General features: G+C 71.7%; 20 protein-coding genes. All 20 read left to right on the top strand.

Translation table 11 applies throughout. The features are described from left to right. Positions 1 to 245: 245 nt before the first annotated feature. The gene (locus J7I94_RS32515; RefSeq protein WP_215172992.1) at positions 246 to 2,060 is read left to right on the top strand and encodes a DUF5941 domain-containing protein; all 1,815 of its coding nucleotides are present in this window, start codon (positions 246 to 248) and stop codon (positions 2,058 to 2,060) included. Next, a complete protein-coding gene (locus J7I94_RS32510) occupies positions 2,057 to 2,812 on the top strand; it encodes a sugar phosphate nucleotidyltransferase (protein ID WP_215172991.1) in 756 nt (251 codons plus the stop codon). Before J7I94_RS32515 ends, J7I94_RS32510 begins: the two co-directional genes overlap by 4 nt. After that, the gene (locus J7I94_RS32505; protein WP_215172990.1) at positions 2,800 to 3,861 is read left to right on the top strand and encodes an iron-containing alcohol dehydrogenase family protein; all 1,062 of its coding nucleotides are present in this window, start codon (positions 2,800 to 2,802) and stop codon (positions 3,859 to 3,861) included. The genes J7I94_RS32510 and J7I94_RS32505 overlap by 13 nt, the downstream gene beginning before the upstream one ends. A gap of 13 nt (positions 3,862 to 3,874) precedes the next feature. Continuing rightward, a complete protein-coding gene (locus J7I94_RS32500; protein ID WP_308114793.1) occupies positions 3,875 to 4,618 on the top strand; it encodes a CDP-alcohol phosphatidyltransferase family protein in 744 nt (247 codons plus the stop codon). An 8-nt stretch (positions 4,619 to 4,626) separates the two neighbouring features. Then, entirely contained in the window at positions 4,627 to 5,499 is an 873-nt protein-coding gene (locus tag J7I94_RS32495; protein ID WP_215173012.1) for a glycosyltransferase family 2 protein, read from the top strand. A 95-nt stretch (positions 5,500 to 5,594) separates the two neighbouring features. After that, on the top strand, positions 5,595 to 6,530 hold the full coding sequence (locus J7I94_RS32490) for an ABC transporter permease (RefSeq protein ID WP_215172988.1): 936 nt from the start codon (positions 5,595 to 5,597) through the stop codon (positions 6,528 to 6,530). Then, positions 6,523 to 7,302 (top strand): ABC transporter ATP-binding protein, encoded by a 780-nt coding sequence (locus J7I94_RS32485; RefSeq protein ID WP_215172986.1) that lies wholly within the window; start codon positions 6,523 to 6,525, stop codon positions 7,300 to 7,302. Before J7I94_RS32490 ends, J7I94_RS32485 begins: the two co-directional genes overlap by 8 nt. Positions 7,303 to 7,662: 360 nt before the next feature. Then, on the top strand, positions 7,663 to 8,565 hold the full coding sequence (gene hpnC / locus J7I94_RS32480; protein ID WP_215172983.1) for a squalene synthase HpnC: 903 nt from the start codon (positions 7,663 to 7,665) through the stop codon (positions 8,563 to 8,565). Then, positions 8,562 to 9,509, top strand: coding sequence for a presqualene diphosphate synthase HpnD (hpnD, locus tag J7I94_RS32475; RefSeq protein ID WP_215172981.1), 948 nt, complete (start codon positions 8,562 to 8,564; stop codon positions 9,507 to 9,509). The genes hpnC and hpnD overlap by 4 nt, the downstream gene beginning before the upstream one ends. Then, positions 9,509 to 9,622: a DUF6380 family protein gene (locus tag J7I94_RS39615; protein ID WP_374198465.1), complete on the top strand. Its 114-nt coding sequence runs from the start codon at positions 9,509 to 9,511 to the stop codon at positions 9,620 to 9,622. Before hpnD ends, J7I94_RS39615 begins: the two co-directional genes overlap by 1 nt. After that, entirely contained in the window at positions 9,619 to 11,037 is a 1,419-nt protein-coding gene (gene hpnE, locus J7I94_RS32470) for a hydroxysqualene dehydroxylase HpnE (RefSeq protein ID WP_215172979.1), read from the top strand. The genes J7I94_RS39615 and hpnE overlap by 4 nt, the downstream gene beginning before the upstream one ends. 65 nt (positions 11,038 to 11,102) lie before the next feature. Beyond that, positions 11,103 to 12,167 carry a polyprenyl synthetase family protein gene (locus J7I94_RS32465; RefSeq protein WP_215173011.1) on the top strand — a complete coding sequence of 355 codons (1,065 nt, stop codon included), beginning with the start codon at positions 11,103 to 11,105 and terminating at the stop codon, positions 12,165 to 12,167. Between the two features lie 107 nt (positions 12,168 to 12,274). Further along, positions 12,275 to 14,305 (top strand): squalene--hopene cyclase, encoded by a 2,031-nt coding sequence (gene shc, locus J7I94_RS32460; RefSeq protein WP_215172977.1) that lies wholly within the window; start codon positions 12,275 to 12,277, stop codon positions 14,303 to 14,305. Further along, complete coding sequence (locus J7I94_RS32455) at positions 14,305 to 14,946, top strand: 1-hydroxy-2-methyl-2-butenyl 4-diphosphate reductase (protein ID WP_215172975.1); 642 nt, start codon at positions 14,305 to 14,307, stop codon at positions 14,944 to 14,946. The genes shc and J7I94_RS32455 overlap by 1 nt, the downstream gene beginning before the upstream one ends. 5 nt (positions 14,947 to 14,951) lie before the next feature. Next, positions 14,952 to 15,974 carry an adenosyl-hopene transferase HpnH gene (gene hpnH / locus J7I94_RS32450; RefSeq protein ID WP_215172973.1) on the top strand — a complete coding sequence of 341 codons (1,023 nt, stop codon included), beginning with the start codon at positions 14,952 to 14,954 and terminating at the stop codon, positions 15,972 to 15,974. A gap of 4 nt (positions 15,975 to 15,978) precedes the next feature. Beyond that, the gene (gene ispG / locus J7I94_RS32445; protein ID WP_215172971.1) at positions 15,979 to 17,133 is read left to right on the top strand and encodes a flavodoxin-dependent (E)-4-hydroxy-3-methylbut-2-enyl-diphosphate synthase; all 1,155 of its coding nucleotides are present in this window, start codon (positions 15,979 to 15,981) and stop codon (positions 17,131 to 17,133) included. Positions 17,134 to 17,160: 27 nt separating this feature from the next. Next, positions 17,161 to 19,047, top strand: a complete 1,887-nt coding sequence (dxs, locus tag J7I94_RS32440; protein WP_215172969.1) for a 1-deoxy-D-xylulose-5-phosphate synthase — start codon at positions 17,161 to 17,163, stop codon at positions 19,045 to 19,047. After that, complete coding sequence (locus tag J7I94_RS32435) at positions 19,048 to 20,433, top strand: aspartate aminotransferase family protein (protein WP_215172967.1); 1,386 nt, start codon at positions 19,048 to 19,050, stop codon at positions 20,431 to 20,433. Positions 20,434 to 20,520: 87 nt separating this feature from the next. After that, the gene (locus tag J7I94_RS32430) at positions 20,521 to 21,150 is read left to right on the top strand and encodes a helix-turn-helix domain-containing protein (RefSeq protein WP_215172965.1); all 630 of its coding nucleotides are present in this window, start codon (positions 20,521 to 20,523) and stop codon (positions 21,148 to 21,150) included. Beyond that, the gene (locus tag J7I94_RS32425; protein WP_189415745.1) at positions 21,147 to 21,266 is read left to right on the top strand and encodes a DUF6126 family protein; all 120 of its coding nucleotides are present in this window, start codon (positions 21,147 to 21,149) and stop codon (positions 21,264 to 21,266) included. The genes J7I94_RS32430 and J7I94_RS32425 overlap by 4 nt, the downstream gene beginning before the upstream one ends. Positions 21,267 to 21,307: the final 41 nt, after the last annotated feature.

The raw sequence follows: 21,307 nt of genomic DNA, 5'->3' as shown, positions 1-21,307 counted from the left end.
TCCGCGGCCCGCCGCCGTCCGGTGCGGGCGGGGGCGCGGTTTGTGGGCCGGGCCCCGCATCCCCGATGATGATCGCGGCAAAGGCGTGGGCACGTCGTGTCGACCGTCCGTGAAACGGCCGGTGAACACGGCGTTCCGGTCATCCGATAACCTCTGCCGACATGCCGCCCGGGGGCTGTGGACACAGGCGCCCCCACCATGCACAGGCCCGGCGCACGGCGTCGGCATCCAGGGAGTGAGTTCGGTTGTCGACCGCCATCCTCACCGGTCAGCCGGTTCCCGGTTCGTCGATCGAGACGGATCTGCGGGAGCTGGGCTTCGAGGTCCGCCTCGCGGCCGACGCCGCCGACGCCGAGACCCAGCTGGCCCGGGTGCCCGGCGGGGAACGGGTCGCCGTGGTCGACGCCCGCTTCGTCGGTCACCTGCACACCCTGCGCCTCGGCCTCACCGACCCCCGCTTCCCGCTCGCCGCCGTTCCGGGCGCCGTGACGGCCCAGCCGGCCGGGCGCCAGGCCCTGACCCGCGCGATGGCCCGCCAGACCTCCACCGCCGGTGGTACCACCCTGGTCGACAGCCTCGCCGACCGGATCGTCACCGCCCTCGACGACGAGGACGGCACCGAGGTGCACCGGCCCGAGCTGGGCAGCCTGGTCGCCGCGGTGCCCGCCGACCCGCAGGCCCGCAACGAGGCCCGGCAGGCGGTCGCCGCCGTCGACGACGAGGCGGTCCGCCTGAAGTCGGCGGTCAAGGCCCGCGACGGCTTCTTCACCACCTTCTGCGTCAGCCCCTACTCCCGCTACCTCGCCCGCTGGTGCGCCCGCCGCGGCCTGACCCCCAACCAGGTCACCACCGCCTCCCTGCTCACCGCGCTCATAGCGGCGGCCTGCGCGGCCACCGGCACCCGCGGCGGCTTCGTCGCCGCCGGCCTCCTGCTCCTCTTCTCCTTCGTGCTGGACTGCACCGACGGCCAGCTCGCCCGCTACTCCCTCCAGTACTCCACCCTCGGCGCCTGGCTCGACGCCACCTTCGACCGGGCCAAGGAGTACGCCTACTACGCCGGCCTCGCCCTCGGCGCCGCCCGCGGCGGCGACGACGTATGGGCCCTGGCCCTCGGCGCGATGGTCCTCCAGACCTGCCGGCACGTGGTCGACTTCTCCTTCAACGAGGCGCACGTCGTAGGCACTGACGCCACCGCCAACACCAGCCCCACCGCCGCCCTCTCCGGCAAGCTCGACAGCGTCGGCTGGACGGTCTGGGTCCGCCGCATGATCGTGCTGCCGATCGGCGAGCGCTGGGCGATGATCGCCGTCCTCACGGCCGCCACCACCCCCCGGATCACCTTCTGCGTCCTGCTGATCGGCTGCGCCTTCGCCGCCACGTACACCACGGCCGGCCGCGTCCTGCGCTCGCTGACCCGCAAGGCCCGCCGCACCGACCGCGCCGCGACGGCGCTGGCCGACCTCGCGGACAGCGGGCCCGTCGCCGAGGCGCTGACCCGGGTGGCGCGCGGGCTGCCCGGCGGCCTCGCCCCGGCCGCCGCCCTGATCGGCGGCGCCGCCGTCACCGCCACGGCCGCACTGGCCGGCTTCGGCACCCCCTGGCCCCTGGTCGCCGCCGTCGTGTACGCCCTGACCTCGGCCCTCGCTGTCGCGCGTCCCCTCAAGGGCGCCCTCGACTGGCTCGTCCCCCCCTTCTTCCGCGCCGCCGAGTACGGCACCGTCCTGCTGCTGGCGGCCCGAGCGGACGTGAACGGAGCCCTACCGGCGGCTTTCGGACTGGTGGCGGCGGTCGCCTACCATCACTACGACACGGTCTACCGCATCCGCGGCGGCGCGGGCGCGCCCCCGAACTGGCTGCGGCGGGCCGTCGGGGGGCACGAGGGCCGCACGCTGCTGGTCGCCCTGCTGGCCGCGCTGCTCACCGCCGCACAGTTCACCGTCGCGCTCACGGTCCTCGCCGTGGCCGTGGCTCTGCTGGTGCTCGTCGAGAGCATCCGCTACTGGGTGTCCGCCCACCGGGCCGGCTCACCCGCCGTACACGACGAAGGAGAAACCGCATGATCGGCCTCGTGCTCGCGGCCGGCGCCGGACGGCGTCTGCGCCCCTACACCGACAGCCTGCCGAAGGCGCTGGTGCCGGTGGGGCCCGCGGGCATAGAAGGCGAACCCACGGTTCTCGACCTCACCCTCGGCAACTTCGCCGAGATCGGCCTGACCGAGGTCGCGGTCATCGTCGGCTACCGCAAGGAGGCCGTCTACGCGCGCAAGGCGGCCCTGGAGGCGAAGTACGGCCTCAAGCTGACCCTCATCGACAACGACAAGGCCGAGGAGTGGAACAACGCCTACTCACTGTGGTGCGGGCGTGACGCCCTCAAGGACGGCGTGATCCTCGCCAACGGCGACACCGTGCACCCGGTCTCCGTCGAGAAGACGCTGCTCGCCGCCCGCGGCGAGGGCAAGCGGATCATCCTCGCCCTGGACACGGTGAAGTCGCTGGCCGACGAGGAGATGAAGGTCGTCGTCGACCCCGCCGAGGGGAACATGACGAAGATCACCAAGCTGATGAACCCGGCCGAGGCGACCGGCGAGTACATCGGCGTCACCCTCATCGAGGGCGACGCCGCCCCCGACCTGGCCGACGCGCTGAAGACGGTCTGGGAGACCGACCCCCAGCAGTTCTACGAGCACGGCTACCAGGAGCTGGTCGACCGCGGCTTCCGCGTCGACGTGGCTCCCATCGGCGACGTCAGCTGGGTCGAGATCGACAACCACGACGATCTCGCCCGTGGACGGGAGATCGCATGCCAGTACTGACCCGGCTGATCCCCTCGCCGCTGGTCGTCGACATCCGCCCGGGTGCCCTCGACGACCTCGGCTGTGTCCTCGCCGACGAGCGCATCTCGCACTCCGGCCGCCTCGCCGTCGCCGTCAGCGGCGGCTCCGGCGCCAGGCTGCGCGAGCGCATCGCCCCGTCCCTGCCCGGCGCCACCTGGTACGAGGTCGGCGGCGGCACCCTGGACGACGCGGTCCGGCTGGCCGGCGACATAAAGGCCGGCCACTACGACGCCGTCGTCGGACTCGGCGGCGGCAAGATCATCGACTGCGCCAAGTTCGCCGCGGCGCGCGTCGGTCTGCCCCTGGTGGCCGTGCCGACCAATCTCGCCCACGACGGCCTGTGCTCACCCGTGGCCACCCTCGACAACGACGCGGGCCGCGGCTCCTACGGCGTGCCGAACCCGATCGCCGTCGTCATCGACCTCGACGTCATCCGCGAGGCCCCGGTGCGCTACGTACGGGCCGGCATCGGCGACGCCGTCTCCAACATCTCCGCGATCGCGGACTGGGAGCTGGCCAACCGGGTCAAGGGCGAGCGGATCGACGGCCTGGCCGCCGCCATGGCCCGCCAGGCCGGCGAGGCCGTGCTGCGCCACCCCGGCGGCATCGGCGACAACGACTTCCTCCAGGTGCTGAGCGAGGCGCTGGTGCTCAGCGGCATCGCCATGTCCGTCTCCGGCGACTCACGGCCGTCCTCCGGGGCCTGCCACGAGATCAACCACGCCTTCGACCTGCTCTTCCCCAAGCGTGCCGCCGCCCACGGCGAGCAGTGCGGCCTGGGCGCGGCCTTCGCGATGTATCTGCGCGGGGCGCACGAGGAGTCGGTGTACATGGCCGAGGTGCTGCGCCGGCACGGACTGCCGGTACTGCCGGAGGAGATCGGCTTCACCCCCGAGGAGTTCGTCCGCGCCGTGGAGTTCGCTCCCGAGACCCGGCCCGGGCGCTACACCATCCTCGAACACCTCGACCTGAAAACCGACCAGATCAAGGACGTCTACACCGACTATGTCAAGGCCATCGGTAGCTGAACTACGTCCGGTCGTGCACCCCGCGGGGGTCAAGGACCGGCGCAGCGGTGAGCACTGGATGGGACGCCTCTACATGCGTGAGGTGTCCCTGCGGGTCGACCGCTACCTGGTGAACACCAGGGTCACGCCCAACCAGCTCACGTACCTGATGACCGTCTGCGGCGTGCTCGCCGCCCCGGCCCTGCTGGTGCCGGGCATCTGGGGCGCCGTGCTCGGCGTCGTCGCGGTCCAGCTCTACCTGCTGCTGGACTGCGTCGACGGCGAGATCGCCCGCTGGCGCAAGCAGTACTCGCTGGGCGGCGTGTACCTGGACCGCGTCGGTGCCTACCTCACCGACGCCGCCGTCCTGGTCGGCCTCGGCCTGCGCGCCGCCGACCTGTTCGGCACCGGGCGGATCGACTGGCTGTGGGCCTTCCTCGGCACCCTGGCCGCGCTCGGCGCCATCCTGATCAAGGCCGAGACCGACCTGGTCGGCGTCGCCCGCCACCAGAACGGGATGCCCCCGGTCAAGGAGGCCGCCGCCGAGATGCGCTCCTCCGGCATGGCCCTGGCCCGCCGGGCCGCCGCCATGCTCAAGTTCCACCGCCTCGTCCTCGGCATCGAGGCGTCCCTGCTCATCCTGGTCCTGGCCATCGTGGACCACGTCCGAGGCGACCTGTTCTTCACCCGCCTCGGCACCGCCGTCCTGGCCGGCATCGCCCTCCTCCAGACCCTGCTGCACCTGGTGTCCGTCCTGGCCTCCAGCAGGCTGAAGTGAGCAGCCCCATGAAGGTCGGCGCCGTCATCATCACGATGGGCAACCGCCCCGACGAACTGCGTGCCCTGATCGACTCGGTCGCCAAGCAGGACGGCGAGCCGGTCCAGGTCGTGGTCGTCGGCAACGGCTCCCCCGTGCCGGACGTACCCGACGGCGTGCGCACCGTCGAACTGCCGGAGAACCTCGGCATCCCCGGCGGACGCAACGTCGGCATCGAGGCGTTCGGCCCCGGCGGCAGCGAGGTCGACATCCTGCTGTTCCTCGACGACGACGGCCTGCTGGCCCGTACCGACACCGCCGAACTGTGCCGGAAGGCGTTCGCGGCCGACGAGAAGCTCGGCATCGTCAGCTTCCGCATCGCCGACCCGGCCACCGGCGAGACCCAGCGCCGCCACGTCCCCCGGCTGCGCGCCGCCGACCCGATGCGCTCCTCCCGGGTCACCACCTTCCTCGGCGGCGCCAACGCCGTACGTACCGCGGTCCTGAAGGAGGTCGGCGGCCTGCCGGACGCGTTCTTCTACGCCCATGAGGAGACCGACCTGGCCTGGCGGGCCCTGGACGCGGGCTGGATGATCGACTACCGGTCCGACATGGTGCTGTACCACCCCACGACCGCGCCCTCGCGGCACGCGGTCTACCACCGCATGGTCGCCCGCAACCGGGTCTGGCTGGCCCGCCGCAACCTGCCCGCCCCCCTGGTCCCGGTCTACCTCGGCGTCTGGATGCTGCTCACGCTCGCCCGCCGCCCCTCGCGCCCCGCGCTGAAGGCGTGGTTCGGCGGCTTCCGGGAAGGCTGGACCACTCCCTGCGGTCCCCGCCGGCCCATGCAGTGGCGTACGGTGTGGCGGCTGACCCGGCTGGGCCGGCCCCCCGTGATCTGAGAAGCTCGTACCCCGGGGCATCCCGCGGTTCGAGAACCGCGGGATGCGTCAGGCCGGTACCGGCCGCGCATCTCCGAAGACGAAAGTTTCCACTAGTGAGTGAGACAACGCACGACGGCACGGTCGCGACGACCAAGCCCGTGCCATCCGACGAGGGCCTCACGGCGGCACAGCTCGCCGAGAAGTACGGCCTGTCCGTGAGCGGCGCCCGGCCCTCACTCGTCGAGTACGTCCGCCAGCTCTGGGACCGGCGGCACTTCATCCTCGCCTTCTCACGGGCGAAGCTGACCGCCCAGTACAGCCAGGCCAGACTCGGCCAGCTCTGGCAGGTGGCCACCCCGCTGCTGAACGCCGCCGTCTACTTCTTCATCTTCGGCCTGCTGCTCGGCGCCCGCCGGGGCATCCCGCACGACATCTACGTGCCGTTCCTGGTCACCGGCGTGTTCGTCTTCACCTTCACACAGTCCTCGGTGCTCGCGGGCGTCCGCGCCATCTCCGGCAACCTGGGCCTGGTCCGCGCGCTGCACTTCCCCCGGGCCTCGCTGCCCGTCTCCTTCGCGTTCCAGCAGCTCCAGCAACTGCTGTACTCGATGATCGTGCTGGTCATCGTCATGATCGGCTTCGGCAGCTACCCGAGCCTCGGCTGGCTGCTGGTGGTGCCCGCGCTGGCGCTCCAGTTCGTCTTCAACACCGGCCTCGCGCTGATCTTCGCCCGGATGGGCAGCAAGACCCCCGACCTGGCCCAGCTGATGCCGTTCGTGATGCGCACCTGGATGTACGCGTCCGGCGTGATGTTCTCCATCCCGGCGATGCTCGCCGACAAGGACGTGCCGGGCTGGCTCAGCGACGTCCTCCAGTGGAACCCGGCCGCCGTCTACATGGACCTGATCCGCTTCGCGCTGATCGACGGCTACGGCTCCTCCTACCTGCCGCCGCACGTCTGGGCCTTCGCTCTGGGCTGGGCGGTGCTGGCCGGTGCCGTCGGCTTCGTCTACTTCTGGAAGGCCGAGGAGAGGTACGGCCGTGGCTGAACCGCACGAGGGCGCACGGATCCCCACCGTCATCGCCGACGACCTGCACATCGTCTACCGCGTCAACGGCGCCCGCGGCGGCAAGGGCAGCGCCACCGCCGCCCTGAGCCGGATACTCAAGCGCGGCGAGGAACGCGGCGTGCGCAAGGTGCACGCCGTACGGGGCGTCTCCTTCGTCGCCTACCGGGGCGAGGCCATCGGCCTGATCGGCTCCAACGGCTCCGGCAAGTCCACCCTGCTGCGCGCCATCGCCGGCCTGCTCCCCGCCGAGCGGGGCAAGGTCTACACCGACGGCCAGCCCTCCCTGCTCGGCGTGAACGCGGCCCTGATGAACGACCTGACCGGCGAGCGCAACGTCATCCTCGGCGGCCTCGCGATGGGCATGTCCCGGGAGCAGATCAAGGAGCGCTACCAGGACATCGTCGACTTCTCCGGCATCAACGAGAAGGGCGACTTCATCACCCTCCCCATGCGCACGTACTCCTCCGGCATGGCCGCCCGGTTGCGTTTCTCCATCGCCGCCGCCAAGGACCATGACGTCCTGATGATCGACGAGGCCCTGGCCACCGGAGACCGCAAGTTCCAGAAGCGCTCCGAGGCCCGCATCCGCGAGCTGCGCAAGGAAGCCGGCACGGTGTTCCTGGTCAGCCACAACAACAAGTCCATCCGCGACACCTGCGACCGCGTTCTGTGGCTGGAGCGCGGCGAGCTGCGCATGGACGGCCCGACGGACGAGGTGCTCAAGGAGTACGAGAAGTTCGTCGGCAAGTGACCGTACGGCTCCCGGACCCCGCCGGAACTGTTCCGACGGGGTCTCGCGTCCGCAAAGGAAACGTCAACTCCGGTCGGCCTTAGGAATCTTGAAGCCAATCGGTGTGTTGTTGTGATGTGCGGACGGCCCCCGCGCAGCTCGATGAGTTGTACAACGTAAGCTGTACCGGTCCCGAAACGCGGCACATGGGGCGATAATGCCCGGCACCCTCTGTCGGGGCTGCCGCACGGGCAACCGGGCGGCGTGTCCGAAATAGTGTGTATTGCGTAGGCAGTGTAGAACGGGAGATGTGACGGCAATGGCTACGGAGACTCCCCATCGCCGCGAGGCGTGCGCCGTCCCCGCCCCCGGCGGCCGGCGATGACGGCCACCGGGACGGCACCAGCCGTGGACCCGGAGCGCGGCACGCTAGACAAGGCCGCGGGGGAGAACTTCCCCGTGGCCCCCTTTTTCCTGCCCCGCGAGTGGCGCGCCGACCTCATGGCCGTCTACGGCTTCGCCCGCCTGGTCGACGACATCGGCGACGGCGACCTGGCCCCCGGCGGCGCCGACGCCCGCCTCCTCGGCGTCCCGCCGCAGCGGGCCGGTGACCGGACCGTCATGCTCGACGCCTACGAGACCGACCTGCGCCGGGTCTTCGACGGCACCCCGCACCACCCCATCCTGCGCCGCCTCCAGCCGACCGTGCGCCGCCGCGCGCTGACGCCTGAACCTTTCCTCGGCCTGATCGCCGCCAACCGCCAGGACCAGCTGGTCTCCCGCTACGAGACCTACGACGACCTCCTCGCCTACTGCGAGCTGTCGGCCAACCCGGTCGGCCGCCTGGTCCTCGCCGTCACCGGCACCTCCACACCCGAGCGAGTCCGCCGCTCCGACGCGATCTGCACGGCCCTGCAGATCGTCGAGCACCTCCAGGACGTCGCCGAGGACCTGGCCCGGGACCGGATCTACCTGCCCGCCGAGGACATGAAACGCTTCCACGTCCAGGAAGCCGACCTCGCCGCGAAAACCGCTGGCGCATCGGTGCGCGCGCTGATTGCCTACGAAGCACAACGCGCCCGTGACCTCCTGGATGAAGGCGCCCCACTGGTGGGTAGCGTCCACGGCAGGCTCAGACTGCTGCTGGCGGGCTTCGTGGCGGGAGGAAGGGCGGCGCTCCGGGCGATCGCCGCCGCCGAATTCGACGTACTTCCCGGCCCGCCCAAGCCCGGCAAGGTGCAGGTGCTGCGCGAGGCGGGCGCGACTCTGCGAGGAGAGGGGTGATCCGGACGGTGGAGTCAGCACCCGTGTCCGCACCGGTACTCGCCGCGTACAGCTACTGCGAGGCCGTCACCGGACAGCAGGCCCGTAACTTCGCGTACGGCATCCGACTGCTGCCCACGCCCCAGCGGCGCGCGATGTCGGCGCTGTACGCGTTCTCGCGGCGCGTCGACGACATCGGTGACGGCGTACTCGCCCCCGACGTCAAGGTGGCCAGGCTCGACGACACCCGGGCGCTGCTCGCCCGGATCCGCGAGGGCGCCGTCGACGAGGACGACACCGACCCGGTCGCGGTCGCCCTCGCGCACGCCGCGCGGCGTTTCCCGATCCCGCTCGGCGGGCTCGACGAGCTGATCGACGGCGTCCGGATGGACCTGCGCGGCGAGACCTACGAGACCTGGGACGACCTGAAGGTCTACTGCCGGTGCGTGGCCGGCGCCATCGGGCGGCTCTCGCTCGGCGTCTTCGGCACCGAACCGGGCGCGCGCGGCGCCGAGCGCGCACCCGAGTACGCCGACACCCTCGGGCTCGCCCTCCAGCTCACCAACATCCTCAGGGACGTCCGCGAGGACGCCGAGGACGGGCGGACCTATCTGCCCGCCGACGACCTCGCCAAGTTCGGCTGCTCGGCCGGGTTCAAGGGGCCGAAACCACCGGAGGGCTCCGACTTCGCGGGCCTCGTGCACTTCGAAGTGCGTCGGGCCCGCGCCCTTTTCGCCGAGGGCTACCGGCTGCTCCCCATGCTCGACCGGCGCAGCGGCGCCTGCGTCGCGGCCATGGCCGGCATCTACCGCCGCCTGCTCGACCGCATCGAACGCGATCCCGAGGCCGTGCTGCGCGGCCGGGTCTCGCTGCCCGGACGCGAGAAGGCGTACGTCGCCGTGCGCGGCCTGTCCGGTCTGGACGCCCGGCACGTCACGCGCCGCACCGTCAGGAGGCGCGCCTGATGGGCACCACGGTCCAGGGCGAGGAGGCCGGGGAGAAACGGCGGGCAACCCTCCGCCGTCGCGCCGCGTCCCTGACGGCGACGGCAGGCCCGACGGGGGAGGGCGCACGATGACCCACGGCGACGACGCACCGCACACCCCCAAGGGACACACCGTCGTGGTCGGCGGCGGGCTCGCCGGCGTGACCGCCGCGCTCGCGCTCGCCGACGCCGGTGTCCGCGTCACCCTCCTGGAGGGCAGGCCGCGGCTGGGCGGGCTCGCGTTCTCCTTCCAGCGCGGCGGCCTCACCGTCGACAACGGCCAGCACGTCTATCTGCGCTGCTGCACGGCCTACCGCTGGTTCCTCGACCGCATCGAGGGGACCGCGCTGGCGCCGCTGCAGGAACGCCTCGACGTACCCGTCGTCGACGTGGCCAGACCCGAGGGACGGCGGCTCGGCAGGATCCGGCGCGACGCGCTGCCCGTACCCCTGCACCTGGCGCGCAGCCTCGCCACGTATCCGCACCTCCCGCTCGCCGACCGGGCCGGGGCGGTCCGCGCCGCGCTCGCGCTGGGCCGGCTCGACCTCGCCGATCCGGCCCTGGACACCCAGGACTTCGGCAGCTGGCTGGCCGCGCACGGCCAGTCACCGCGTGCCGTCGAGGCCCTGTGGGACCTGGTCGGGGTCGCCACCCTCAACGCGGTCGCGGGCGACTGCTCCCTGGGGCTCGCCGCGATGGTGTTCAAGACCGGTCTGCTGTCCGACCCGGGCGCGGCCGACATCGGGTGGGCCCGCGTCCCGCTGGGAGAACTGCACGACCGGCTGGCCCGCAAGGCGCTCGACTCCGCGGGCGTCCGTACCGAGGTCCGTACACGCGTCACCTCCGTCTCCACGGACGAAAACGGACGGTGGAGCGTTCAGGTTCCCGGCGAGACGCTCGAAGCGGACGCGGTCGTCCTCGCCGTACCGCAGCGCGAGGCGCACGGCCTGCTGCCCGCCGGCGCGCTCGACGCCCCCGAACGGCTCCTGGAGATCGGCACCGCGCCGATCCTCAACGTCCACGTCGTCTACGACCGCAAGGTGCTGAACGCCCCGTTCCTCACGGCCCTCGGCTCCCCGCTGCAGTGGGTGTTCGACCGCACCGACGCCTCCGGCCTGACGGACGGCCAGTACCTGGCGGTGTCGCAGTCGGCCGCGCAGGACGAGATCGACGCCCCCGTGGCCGTGCTGCGGGAGCGGTACCTGCCCGAACTGGAGCGGCTGCTGCCCCGTGCCCGGGGCGCCGAGGTGAAGGACTTCTTCGTGACCAGGGAGCGCACCGCGACGTTCGCCCCCGCCCCCGGCGTCGGGCGGCTCAGGCCCGGCGCCCGCACCAAGGCACCCGGCCTGTACCTGGCCGGAGCGTGGACCGCCACCGGGTGGCCCGCGACCATGGAGAGTGCGGTCCGCAGCGGTGTCGGCGCGGCGGGCGCCGCGCTCGGCGCCCTGGGCCGGTCCCGCGACGTCCTCCCCGACTTCTTCGGAGACTCCTTCGAGGAGGCGGCATGAGGACCGATCCGCGTGGCACCGACCGCACCCCCGGTACCGCAACTGGAGGAGAGACTGTGCCCACTGTGCCCCCGGCCCCGGCGGCCGACCGACGGACCACGGTGGACGTGACCGCGCTCCTTGAGCGCGGCCGGACCCTGGCCACGCCGGTGCTGCGGGCGTCCGTAGACCGTCTGGCGCCTCCCATGGACACCGTCGCCGCCTACCACTTCGGCTGGATCGACGCCCAGGGCAGGCCGGCCGACGGCGACGGCGGCAAGGCCGTCCGGCCCGCGCTGGCGATGCTCTCCGCCGAGGTCACCGGAGCGGACCCGCGCACCGGCGTCCCCGGCGCGGTCGCCGTCGAACTGGTCCACAACTTCTCCCTGCTCCACGACGACCTGATGGACGGCGACGTACAGCGCCGCCACCGCGACACGGTCTGGAAGGTGCACGGCCCCGCCCAGGCCATCCTGGTCGGCGACGCCCTGTTCGCCCTGGCCAACGAGGTGCTCCTGGAGATCGGCACGGTCGAGGCGGGCCGGGCCACGCGCCGGCTGACCGCCGCCTCCCGCGCCCTGATCGACGGTCAGGCCCAGGACATCTCCTACGAGCACCGCGACCGCGTCAGCGTCGAGGAGTGCCTGGAGATGGAGGGCAACAAGACCGGCGCCCTGCTCGCCTGCGCCTCCTCCATCGGCGCGGTCCTCGGCGGCGCCGACGAGCAGACCGCCGACATCCTGGAGAAGTACGGCTACCACCTGGGCCTCGCCTTCCAGGCCGTCGACGACCTCCTCGGCATCTGGGGCGACCCGGACGCCACCGGCAAGCAGACCTGGAGCGACCTGCGCCAGCGCAAGAAGTCCCTCCCGGTCGTCGCCGCCCTCGCGGCCGGCGGCCCCGCCTCCGAGCGGCTCGGCGAGATCCTCGCAGCCGACGCCAAGAGCAGTGACTTCGCGAACTTCTCCGAGGAGGAGTTCGCGGCCCGCGCCGCCCTCATCGAGGAGGCGGGCGGGCGCGAGTGGTGCGCCGAGGAGGCGCGCCGCCAGCACACCATCGCCATCGAAGCGCTGGACGCCGTCGACATGCCCGTGGAGGTACGGGACCGGTTCGCGGCGCTCGCCGACTTCGTCGTCGTACGAAAGAGATGATCAGTATCGGTCGAATAGTCCTCGCCTAGTCGCCGGCCGGTGCCCGTGCACCGGTCGACGGCGGACCCGCAGCAGACAGCACACGCACACTGCACGAAGGGGAAGCCATGACAGCGACGACCGACGGAAGCACCGGGGCCGCTCTGCCGCCCCGCGCAGCCGCGGCCAGCCACACCGACAACTCCCTCCCCGAGGCGGCCGGGGTACAAGAAGCCGCCGCCCGCGCCACCCGGCGCGCCACCGACTTCCTGCTCGCGCGGCAGGACGCGGAGGGCTGGTGGAAGGGCGACCTGGAGACCAACGTCACCATGGACGCCGAAGACCTGCTGCTCCGCCAGTTCCTCGGCATCCTCGACGGGGACACCACCCGAGCCGCCGCCCTGTTCATCCGCGGCGAGCAGCGCGAGGACGGCACCTGGGCCTCCTTCTACGGCGGCCCCGGCGAACTGTCCACCACCATCGAGGCGTACGTCGCCCTCCGCCTGGCCGGCGACGCGCCGGACGCCCCGCACATGGCGAAGGCCGCCGAGTGGATCCGCGGCCGGGGCGGCATCGCCGCCGCCCGGGTCTTCACCCGGATCTGGCTGGCACTGTTCGGCTGGTGGAAGTGGGAGGACCTGCCCGAACTCCCGCCGGAACTCATCTGGTTCCCGGCCTGGATGCCGCTCAACATCTACGACTTCGGCTGCTGGGCCCGGCAGACGATCGTGCCGCTGACCATCGTGTCGGCCAAGCGTCCGGTCAGGCCCGCGCCCTTCCCGCTGGACGAACTGCACACCGACCCGGCCGACCCCAACCCGCACCGGCCCCTCGCACCGGCCGTCACCTGGGACGGCGCCTTCCAGCGCGCCGACCGGGCGCTGCACGCCTTCCGCAAGGTCGCCCCGCGCCGCATGCGCCGCGCCGCGATGAACGCCGCCGCCCGCTGGATCATCGAGCGCCAGGAGAACGACGGCTGCTGGGGCGGCATCCAGCCGCCTGCCGTGTACTCGATCATCGCCTTGTACCTGCTGGGCTACGACCTCGAACACCCCGTCATGCGAGCCGGGCTGGAGTCCCTGGACCGGTTCGCCGTGTGGCGCGAGGACGGGGCCCGGATGATCGAGGCCTGCCAGTCCCCGGTGTGGGACACCTGCCTGGCCACCATCGCGCTGGCCGACGCGGGCGTGCCCGCCGACCACCCGCAGCTCGTCAAGGCCGCGGACTGGATGCTCGGCGAGCAGATCGTGCGCCCCGGCGACTGGTCGGTGAAGCGGCCCGGACTGCCGCCCGGCGGCTGGGCGTTCGAGTTCCACAACGACAACTACCCCGACATCGACGACACCGCCGAGGTCGTCCTCGCGCTGCGCCGGGTGAAGCACCACGACCCCGAGCGGGTGGAGAAGGCCATCGGCCGCGGGGTGCGCTGGAACCTCGGCATGCAGTCGAAGAACGGTGCCTGGGGCGCCTTCGACGTCGACAACACCAGCCCCTTCCCCAACCGGCTGCCGTTCTGCGACTTCGGCGAGGTCATCGACCCGCCGTCGGCCGACGTCACCGCGCACGTCGTCGAGATGCTCGCCGCCGAGGGCCTCAGCCACGACCCGCGCACCCGGCGCGGCATCGAGTGGCTGCTGGCCGAACAGGAGGCGGACGGCTCCTGGTTCGGCCGCTGGGGCGTCAACTACGTCTACGGCACCGGCTCCGTCGTCCCCGCCCTGGTCGCGGCCGGACTGCCCGCCGCCCACCCGGCGATCCGCCGCGCGGTGGCCTGGCTGGAGTCCGTGCAGAACGACGACGGCGGCTGGGGCGAGGACCTGCGCTCCTACCGGTACGTGCGGGAGTGGAGCGGCCGGGGCGCCTCGACCGCCTCGCAGACCGGCTGGGCGCTGATGGCCCTGCTGGCGGCGGGGGAGAAGGACTCCAAGGCCGTCGAGCGGGGCGTGCGGTGGCTCGCCGAGACCCAGCGGGAGGACGGCTCCTGGGACGAGCCGTACTTCACCGGCACCGGCTTCCCCTGGGACTTCTCCATCAACTACCACCTCTACCGACAGGTCTTCCCGCTCACCGCGCTCGGCCGGTACGTGCACGGCGAACCCGCCGTCACCCGGCCGAAGACCGGCGGCGGCGCGCGCCTCGCCGAGGCGAAGGCGGGCTGATGAGCCGCCCGCCCGTTCCGGCACCGCTGCTGATCGCCTGTGCGCTCGGCATCGAGCACCTCGCCCTGCGCTCGGGCGGCCGGGGCGGCGCGGACGGGCCGGTCACCGTCCTGCGGACGGGCATGGGTCCCAAGGCGGCCGAGCGGTCGGTCACCCGGGTCCTGGCCGACCCGGCGCTGGCCGGCGCCGCCGTGCTGGCCACCGGCTTCTGCGCGGGGCTCGCCCCGGGGATGCACCCCGGTGACCTGGTCGTCGCCGAGGAGACCCGGGCCCCGCGCGGCACCGTAGGCTGCGTGGGGACGGAGCTGCTGGTCAAGGCGCTGACCCGGGCCGTGCCCGGCCGCACCGTGCACACCGGGCCGCTGACCGGTTCCGACCACGTGGTCCGGGGCTCCGAGCGCGCCGAGCTGGGGGCGACCGGCGCGATCGCGGTGGACATGGAGTCCGCCGCCACGCTTCTGAGCGCCGTCCGTACGGCCGCGCGCCCGGTTGCGGCCGTACGGGTGGTCGTGGACGCTCCAGAACATGAACTCGTCCGGATCGGCACGGTCCGCGGTGGAATATCGGCTTTCCGTGTCCTTCGTTCCGTTCTTCCTGCTTTCTATGAATGGCACCGTTCTTTGTTGCTCCCCCGGAGGTGAGCCAGATGGCAATGCCGCTTCGTCAGTCCATCAAGGTCGCTACATATCTGGCAGAACAGAAGCTTCGCAGGCGGACCAAGTTTCCGCTCATCGTCGAATTGGAACCGCTTTTCGCCTGCAATCTGAAATGTGAGGGATGCGGCAAGATCCAGCACCCGGCGGGCGTGCTCAAGCAGCGCATGCCGGTCGCCCAGGCCGTGGGCGCGGTGCTGGAGTCCGGTGCGCCGATGGTCTCCATCGCCGGCGGCGAGCCGTTGATGCACCCGCAGATCGACGAGATCGTGCGCCAGCTGGTGGCCAAGCGGAAGTACGTCTTCCTGTGCACCAACGCCATGCTGCTGCGCAAGAAGATGGACAAGTTCACGCCCTCTCCGTACTTCGCCTTCACGGTGCACATCGACGGTCTGAAGGAGCGGCACGACGAGTCGGTGGCGAAGGAGGGCGTCTTCGACGAGGCCGTGGCGGCGATCAAGGAGGCCAAGCGGCGCGGCTTCCGGGTCACCACCAACTCGACGTTCTTCAACACCGACACCCCGCAGACGATCATCGAGGTCCTCGACTACCTCAACGACGACCTCAAGGTCGACGAGATGATGGTCTCGCCCGCCTACGCCTACGAGAAGGCGCCCGACCAGGACCACTTCCTCGGCGTCACCCAGACCCGGGAACTGTTCAGGAAGGCGTTCGCGGGCGGCAACCGGCTGCGCTGGCGGCTCAACCACTCCCCGCTCTTCCTGGACTTCCTGGAGGGCAAGGTCGACTTCCCGTGCACCGCGTGGGCGATCCCCAACTACTCCCTCTTCGGCTGGCAGCGCCCCTGCTACCTGATGAGCGACGGGTACGTGCCGACGTACCGGGAGCTGATCGAGGAGACCGACTGGGACAAGTACGGCCGGGGCAAGGATCCGCGCTGCGACAACTGCATGGCGCACTGCGGCTACGAACCCACCGCCGTGCTGGCCACCATGGGGTCCCTGAAGGAGTCCCTGCGCGCCCTGCGCGAGACGGTTTCCGGGAACCGGGCGTGATGTCATGACCGCCGTTTCCCTGGGGCTTCCCGAAGTGCCGGTCCGGCCGGTCGCCGCGCGGCGACCGTCGCGGCGGATCCAGGTCGGGCCGGTGGCGGTCGGGGGCGGCGCCCCGGTGTCGGTGCAGTCGATGACGACGACGCGCACCTCGGACATCGGCGCGACCCTTCAGCAGATCGCCGAGCTGACCGCGTCCGGCTGCCAGATCGTGCGGGTGGCCTGTCCGACGCAGGACGACGCCGACGCGCTCCCGGTCATCGCGGAGAAGTCGCAGATCCCGGTGATCGCGGACATTCACTTCCAGCCGAAGTACGTCTTCGCCGCCATCGAGGCCGGGTGCGCGGCGGTCCGGGTCAACCCGGGCAACATCAAGCAGTTCGACGACAAGGTCAGGGAGATCGCCCGGGCGGCCCGGGACCACGGGACCCCCATCCGGATCGGGGTCAACGCCGGGTCGCTGGACAAGCGGCTGCTCCAGAAGTACGGGAAGGCGACGCCCGAGGCGCTGGTCGAGAGCGCGCTGTGGGAGGCGTCCCTCTTCGAGGAGCACGGCTTCCGGGACATCAAGATCTCCGTGAAGCACAACGACCCGGTCGTGATGATCGAGGCCTACCGGCAGCTCGCCGCCCAGTGCGACTACCCGCTGCACCTGGGAGTGACGGAGGCCGGCCCCGCCTTCCAGGGCACGGTCAAGTCGGCCGTCGCCTTCGGTGCCCTGCTCTCCCAGGGCATCGGCGACACCATCCGGGTCTCCCTGTCCGCCCCGCCGGTCGAGGAGGTCAAGGTCGGCATCCAGATCCTCCAGTCGCTGGGGCTCAAGGAGCGCCGCCTGGAGATCGTGTCGTGCCCGTCCTGCGGACGCGCCCAGGTCGACGTCTACAAGCTGGCCGAAGAGGTCACCGCCGGCCTGGAGGGCATGGAGGTCCCGCTGCGCGTCGCCGTCATGGGCTGTGTCGTCAACGGCCCCGGCGAGGCCCGCGAGGCCGACCTCGGCGTCGCCTCCGGCAACGGCAAGGGGCAGATCTTCGTCAGGGGCGAGGTCATCAAGACCGTCCCCGAGTCCAGGATCGTGGAGACGCTGATCGACGAGGCGATGAAGATCGCCGAGCAGATGGAGAAGGACGGCGCGTCGGGGGAGCCCGCCGTCACCGTGAGCTGAACAGCACGGACCGAAGGGGGCCCGAGCGTGACGATTCTGGAGAACATCCGGGGACCACGCGACCTGAAGGCGCTGTCCGAGGCCGAACTCGGCGAACTGTCCGAGGAGATACGCGAGTTCCTGGTGCACGCAGTGGCCAGGACCGGCGGTCACCTCGGGCCCAATCTGGGGGTGGTCGAACTCACCGTAGCCCTGCACCGGGTCTTCGAGTCACCGGTCGACCGCATCCTGTGGGACACCGGCCACCAGAGCTACGTGCACAAGCTGCTGACCGGGCGTCAGGACTTCTCCAAACTGCGCGGCAAGGGCGGCCTGTCCGGCTATCCCTCCCGGGAGGAGTCCGAGCACGACGTCATCGAGAACAGCCACGCCTCCACCGCGCTCGGCTGGGCCGACGGACTCGCCAAAGCCCGTGACGTACAAGGGGAACGCGGGCACGTGGTCGCCGTCATCGGCGACGGCGCCCTCACCGGCGGCATGGCCTGGGAGGCGCTGAACAACATCGCCGCCGCCAAGGACCGGCCGCTGATCATCGTCGTCAACGACAACGAGCGCTCCTACGCCCCCACCATCGGCGGCCTCGCCAACCACCTCGCCACCCTGCGCACCACCGACGGTTACGAGAAGATGCTCGCCTGGGGCAAGGACGTACTCCAGCGCACACCGGTGGTCGGCAACACCGTCTACGAGGCACTGCACGGCGCGAAGAAGGGGTTCAAGGACGCGTTCGCCCCGCAGGGGCTCTTCGAGGACCTCGGGCTGAAGTACGTGGGCCCGATCGACGGACACGACATCGGCGCCGTCGAGTCGGCGCTCCGGCGCGCGAAACGCTTCCACGGGCCCGTGCTGGTGCACTGCCTCACGGAGAAGGGCCGCGGCTACGAACCGGCCCTCGCCCACGAGGAGGACCACTTCCACGCCGTCGGCGCGATGGACCCGCTGACCTGCGAGCCGCTCAGCCCGGCCGGCGGACCGTCGTGGACCTCCGTGTTCGGCGACGAGATCGTCCGGATCGGGGAGGAGCGCGAGGACGTCGTCGCGATCACGGCGGCCATGCTGCACCCGGTGGGCCTCGGCGCGTTCGCCGAGAAGTTCCCCGACCGGGTCTGGGACGTCGGCATCGCCGAGCAGCACGCCGCCGTCTCCGCGGCCGGCCTCGCCACCGGTGGCGTCCACCCGGTCGTCGCCGTCTACGCCACCTTCCTCAACCGCGCCTTCGACCAGGTGCTGATGGACGTGGCCCTGCACCGCTGCGGGGTGACCTTCGTACTGGACCGGGCCGGCGTCACCGGTGCCGACGGCGCCTCCCACAACGGCATGTGGGACATGTCGGTCCTTCAGGTCGTCCCCGGCCTGCGCATCGCCGCCCCGCGCGACGCCGACCAGCTGCGCGCCCAACTGCGCGAGGCGGTCGCCGTGGACGACGCGCCGACGGTGCTGCGCTTCCCCAAGGAGTCCGTGGGCCCCGTCGTACCGGCGGTGGACCGCATCGGCGGCCTCGACGTGCTGCACGCCGCGGACGAGCCCGAGGTGCTGCTCGTGTCCGTCGGCGTGCTGGCGCCCGTCTGCCTCCAGGCGGCCGAACTGCTCGAAGCCCGGGGCATCGCCTGCACCGTCGTGGACCCCCGCTGGGTCAAGCCCGTCGACCCCGCCCTGGCGCCGCTGGCCGCACGGCACCGCCTGGTCGCCGTCGTCGAGGACAACAGCCGCGCCGCCGGGGTCGGTTCCGCGGTCGCGCTGGCCCTCGGGGACGCCGAAGTCGACGTACCGGTAAGGCGGTTCGGCATCCCGGAGCAGTTCCTCGCGCACGCCAAACGCGCCGAGGTGCTCGCCGACATCGGTCTCACCCCGGTCGAGATCGCCGGCCGGATCAGCGCGAGCCTGGCCCTCGCGTCGGGACAAGGAGAGAACTGAATGACCAAGGAGTTCGACCTCGGCGCGCTCCTGGCCGAGCGCGGGGCCGAGCGGTACGAGCTGCACACCAGGCACCTCAACCACCAGCTCCCGCGCATGCTGCGCACCATCGGCTTCGACAAGGTCTACGAGCGCGCCGAGGGCGCGTACTTCTTCGACGCGGACGGCAACGACTACCTCGACATGCTCGCCGGGTTCGGGGTGATGGGCCTCGGCCGCCACCACCCGGTCGTCCGCCGTGCGCTGCACGACGTCCTCGACGCCTCCCTCGCCGACCTCACCCGCTTCGACTGCCAGCCGCTGCCGGGCCTGCTCGCCGAGAAGCTGCTGACGCACAGCCCGCACCTGGACCGGGTGTTCTTCGGCAACAGCGGCACGGAAGCGGTCGAGACCGCGCTGAAGTTCGCCCGGTTCGCCACCGGCAGACCCCGCGTCCTCTACTGCGACCACGCCTTCCACGGGCTGACCACCGGCTCCCTGTCGGTCAACGGCGAGGGCGGCTTCCGGGACGGCTTCGCGCCGCTGCTGCCGGACACGCCGGTTCCGCTCGGAGACCTGGACGCGCTCGCCCGCGAGCTGAAGAAGGGGGACGTCGCCGCCCTGATCGTCGAGCCGATCCAGGGCAAGGGCGTGCACGAGGCGCCGCCCGGCTACCTGCGGGCCGCGCAGGAGCTGCTGCACCGGCACAAGGCGCTGCTCATCGCCGACGAGGTGCAGACCGGCCTCGGCCGCACCGGCACCTTCTACGCCTACCAGCACGAGGCCGGCGTCGAGCCCGACCTGGTGTGCGTGGCGAAGGCGCTCTCCGGCGGGTACGTGCCCGTCGGCGCCACCCTCGGCAAGGACTGGATCTTCAGGAAGGTCTACTCGTCGATGGACCGGGTGCTGGTGCACTCGGCCAGCTTCGGGGCCAACGCGCAGGCCATGGCGGCCGGGCTCGCCGTCCTGCACGTCATGGCCGACGAGCGGCTCGTCGAGAACGCCCGGACCACCGGTGACCTGCTCCGCTCCCGGCTCGCGGCGCTCGTCGACAAGTACGAGCTGCTCGCCGACGTACGCGGCCGGGGGCTGATGGTCGGCATCGAGTTCGGCCGGCCGAAGTCGCTGAAGCTGCGCAGTCGCTGGACCATGCTCCAGGCCGCCCGCAAGGGCCTGTTCGCCCAGATGGTCGTGGTGCCGCTGCTCCAGCGCCACCGCGTCCTGACCCAGGTCTCGGGCGACCACCTGGAGGTCATCAAGCTCATCCCGCCGCTGATCGTGGGGGAGCGGGAGGTGGACCGGTTCGTGGACGCCTTCACCGAGGTCATGGACGACGCGCACAGCGGCGGCGGTCTGATGTGGGACTTCGGCAAGACGCTGGTGAAGCAGGCGGTTGCGCATCGCTGAGGAGGCTTCTGCCGGGGTCTTCGCCGGGCTTTTGCCTGTGGGGCAAAAAATTTGCCCCACAGGCAAAGCTGCGGCTGAATGGAGGGCATGAGCCCCTCGGAAGCCTCCGGAGCCCCGGAAGCCGGGCCGGCGGCGGACCTGCCCGCCGTGGCGCCCCAGCTCCGCGAGCTGCGCCGTCGCGCCTCCCTCACCCTGGAGGCCGCGGCCCGCGCCGCCGGACTCTCCCCGGCCCACCTCTCCCGGCTGGAGACCGGACAGCGCCAGCCCTCGCTGCCCATGCTGCTGGCGCTGGCCCGTATCTACGGTACGACCGTCTCGGACCTGCTCGGCGAGACCGCCGCCGAGCGGGACGCCGTCGTGCGCGCCGCCGACGTGGAGCCGACCGCCGCGGGCGGCTGGGCCTACTGGCCGGCCGGCGCCCCCGGCCGCGGCATGCAGGCCCTCAGGGTCCAGGTGCCGTACGGCTCCCAGGGCGACATCGTGCGGGTGCACCCCGGCGAGGAGTGGCTGTACGTGCTCGGCGGGCGGCTGCGGCTGCGCCTGGGCGACGCCACGCATCTGCTCACCCGCGGGGACAGCGCGCACTTCGACTCGCTGACCCCGCACCGCATCGCGGCGGCGGACCCCGACGGGGTCGAGCTGCTGTTCGTCCACACCCTGCTGCAGAGCCCCACGGCCACACTGTGCCTGGGGCCGCTCACCGGAGGCACGCCATGAGTGACATCGAGGAGAAGTTCCCCCGCGCCCTGTGGGTACGGCTCATCGTCTACATCGCCGTCGGCCACGTCTTCGCGGCCTTCGTGTACCTGCTCTTCGAGGTGGGCGCGAAGTGACGGGCTAGGCGTTCACGGACGTCCTAGGGCCTGTCGTTTGG

It is taken from the genome of Streptomyces sp. ISL-12 (genome assembly GCF_018614415.1).
Taxonomy (GTDB): domain Bacteria; phylum Actinomycetota; class Actinomycetes; order Streptomycetales; family Streptomycetaceae; genus Streptomyces.
This window is presented reverse-complemented; position numbering and strand designations above follow the sequence as displayed.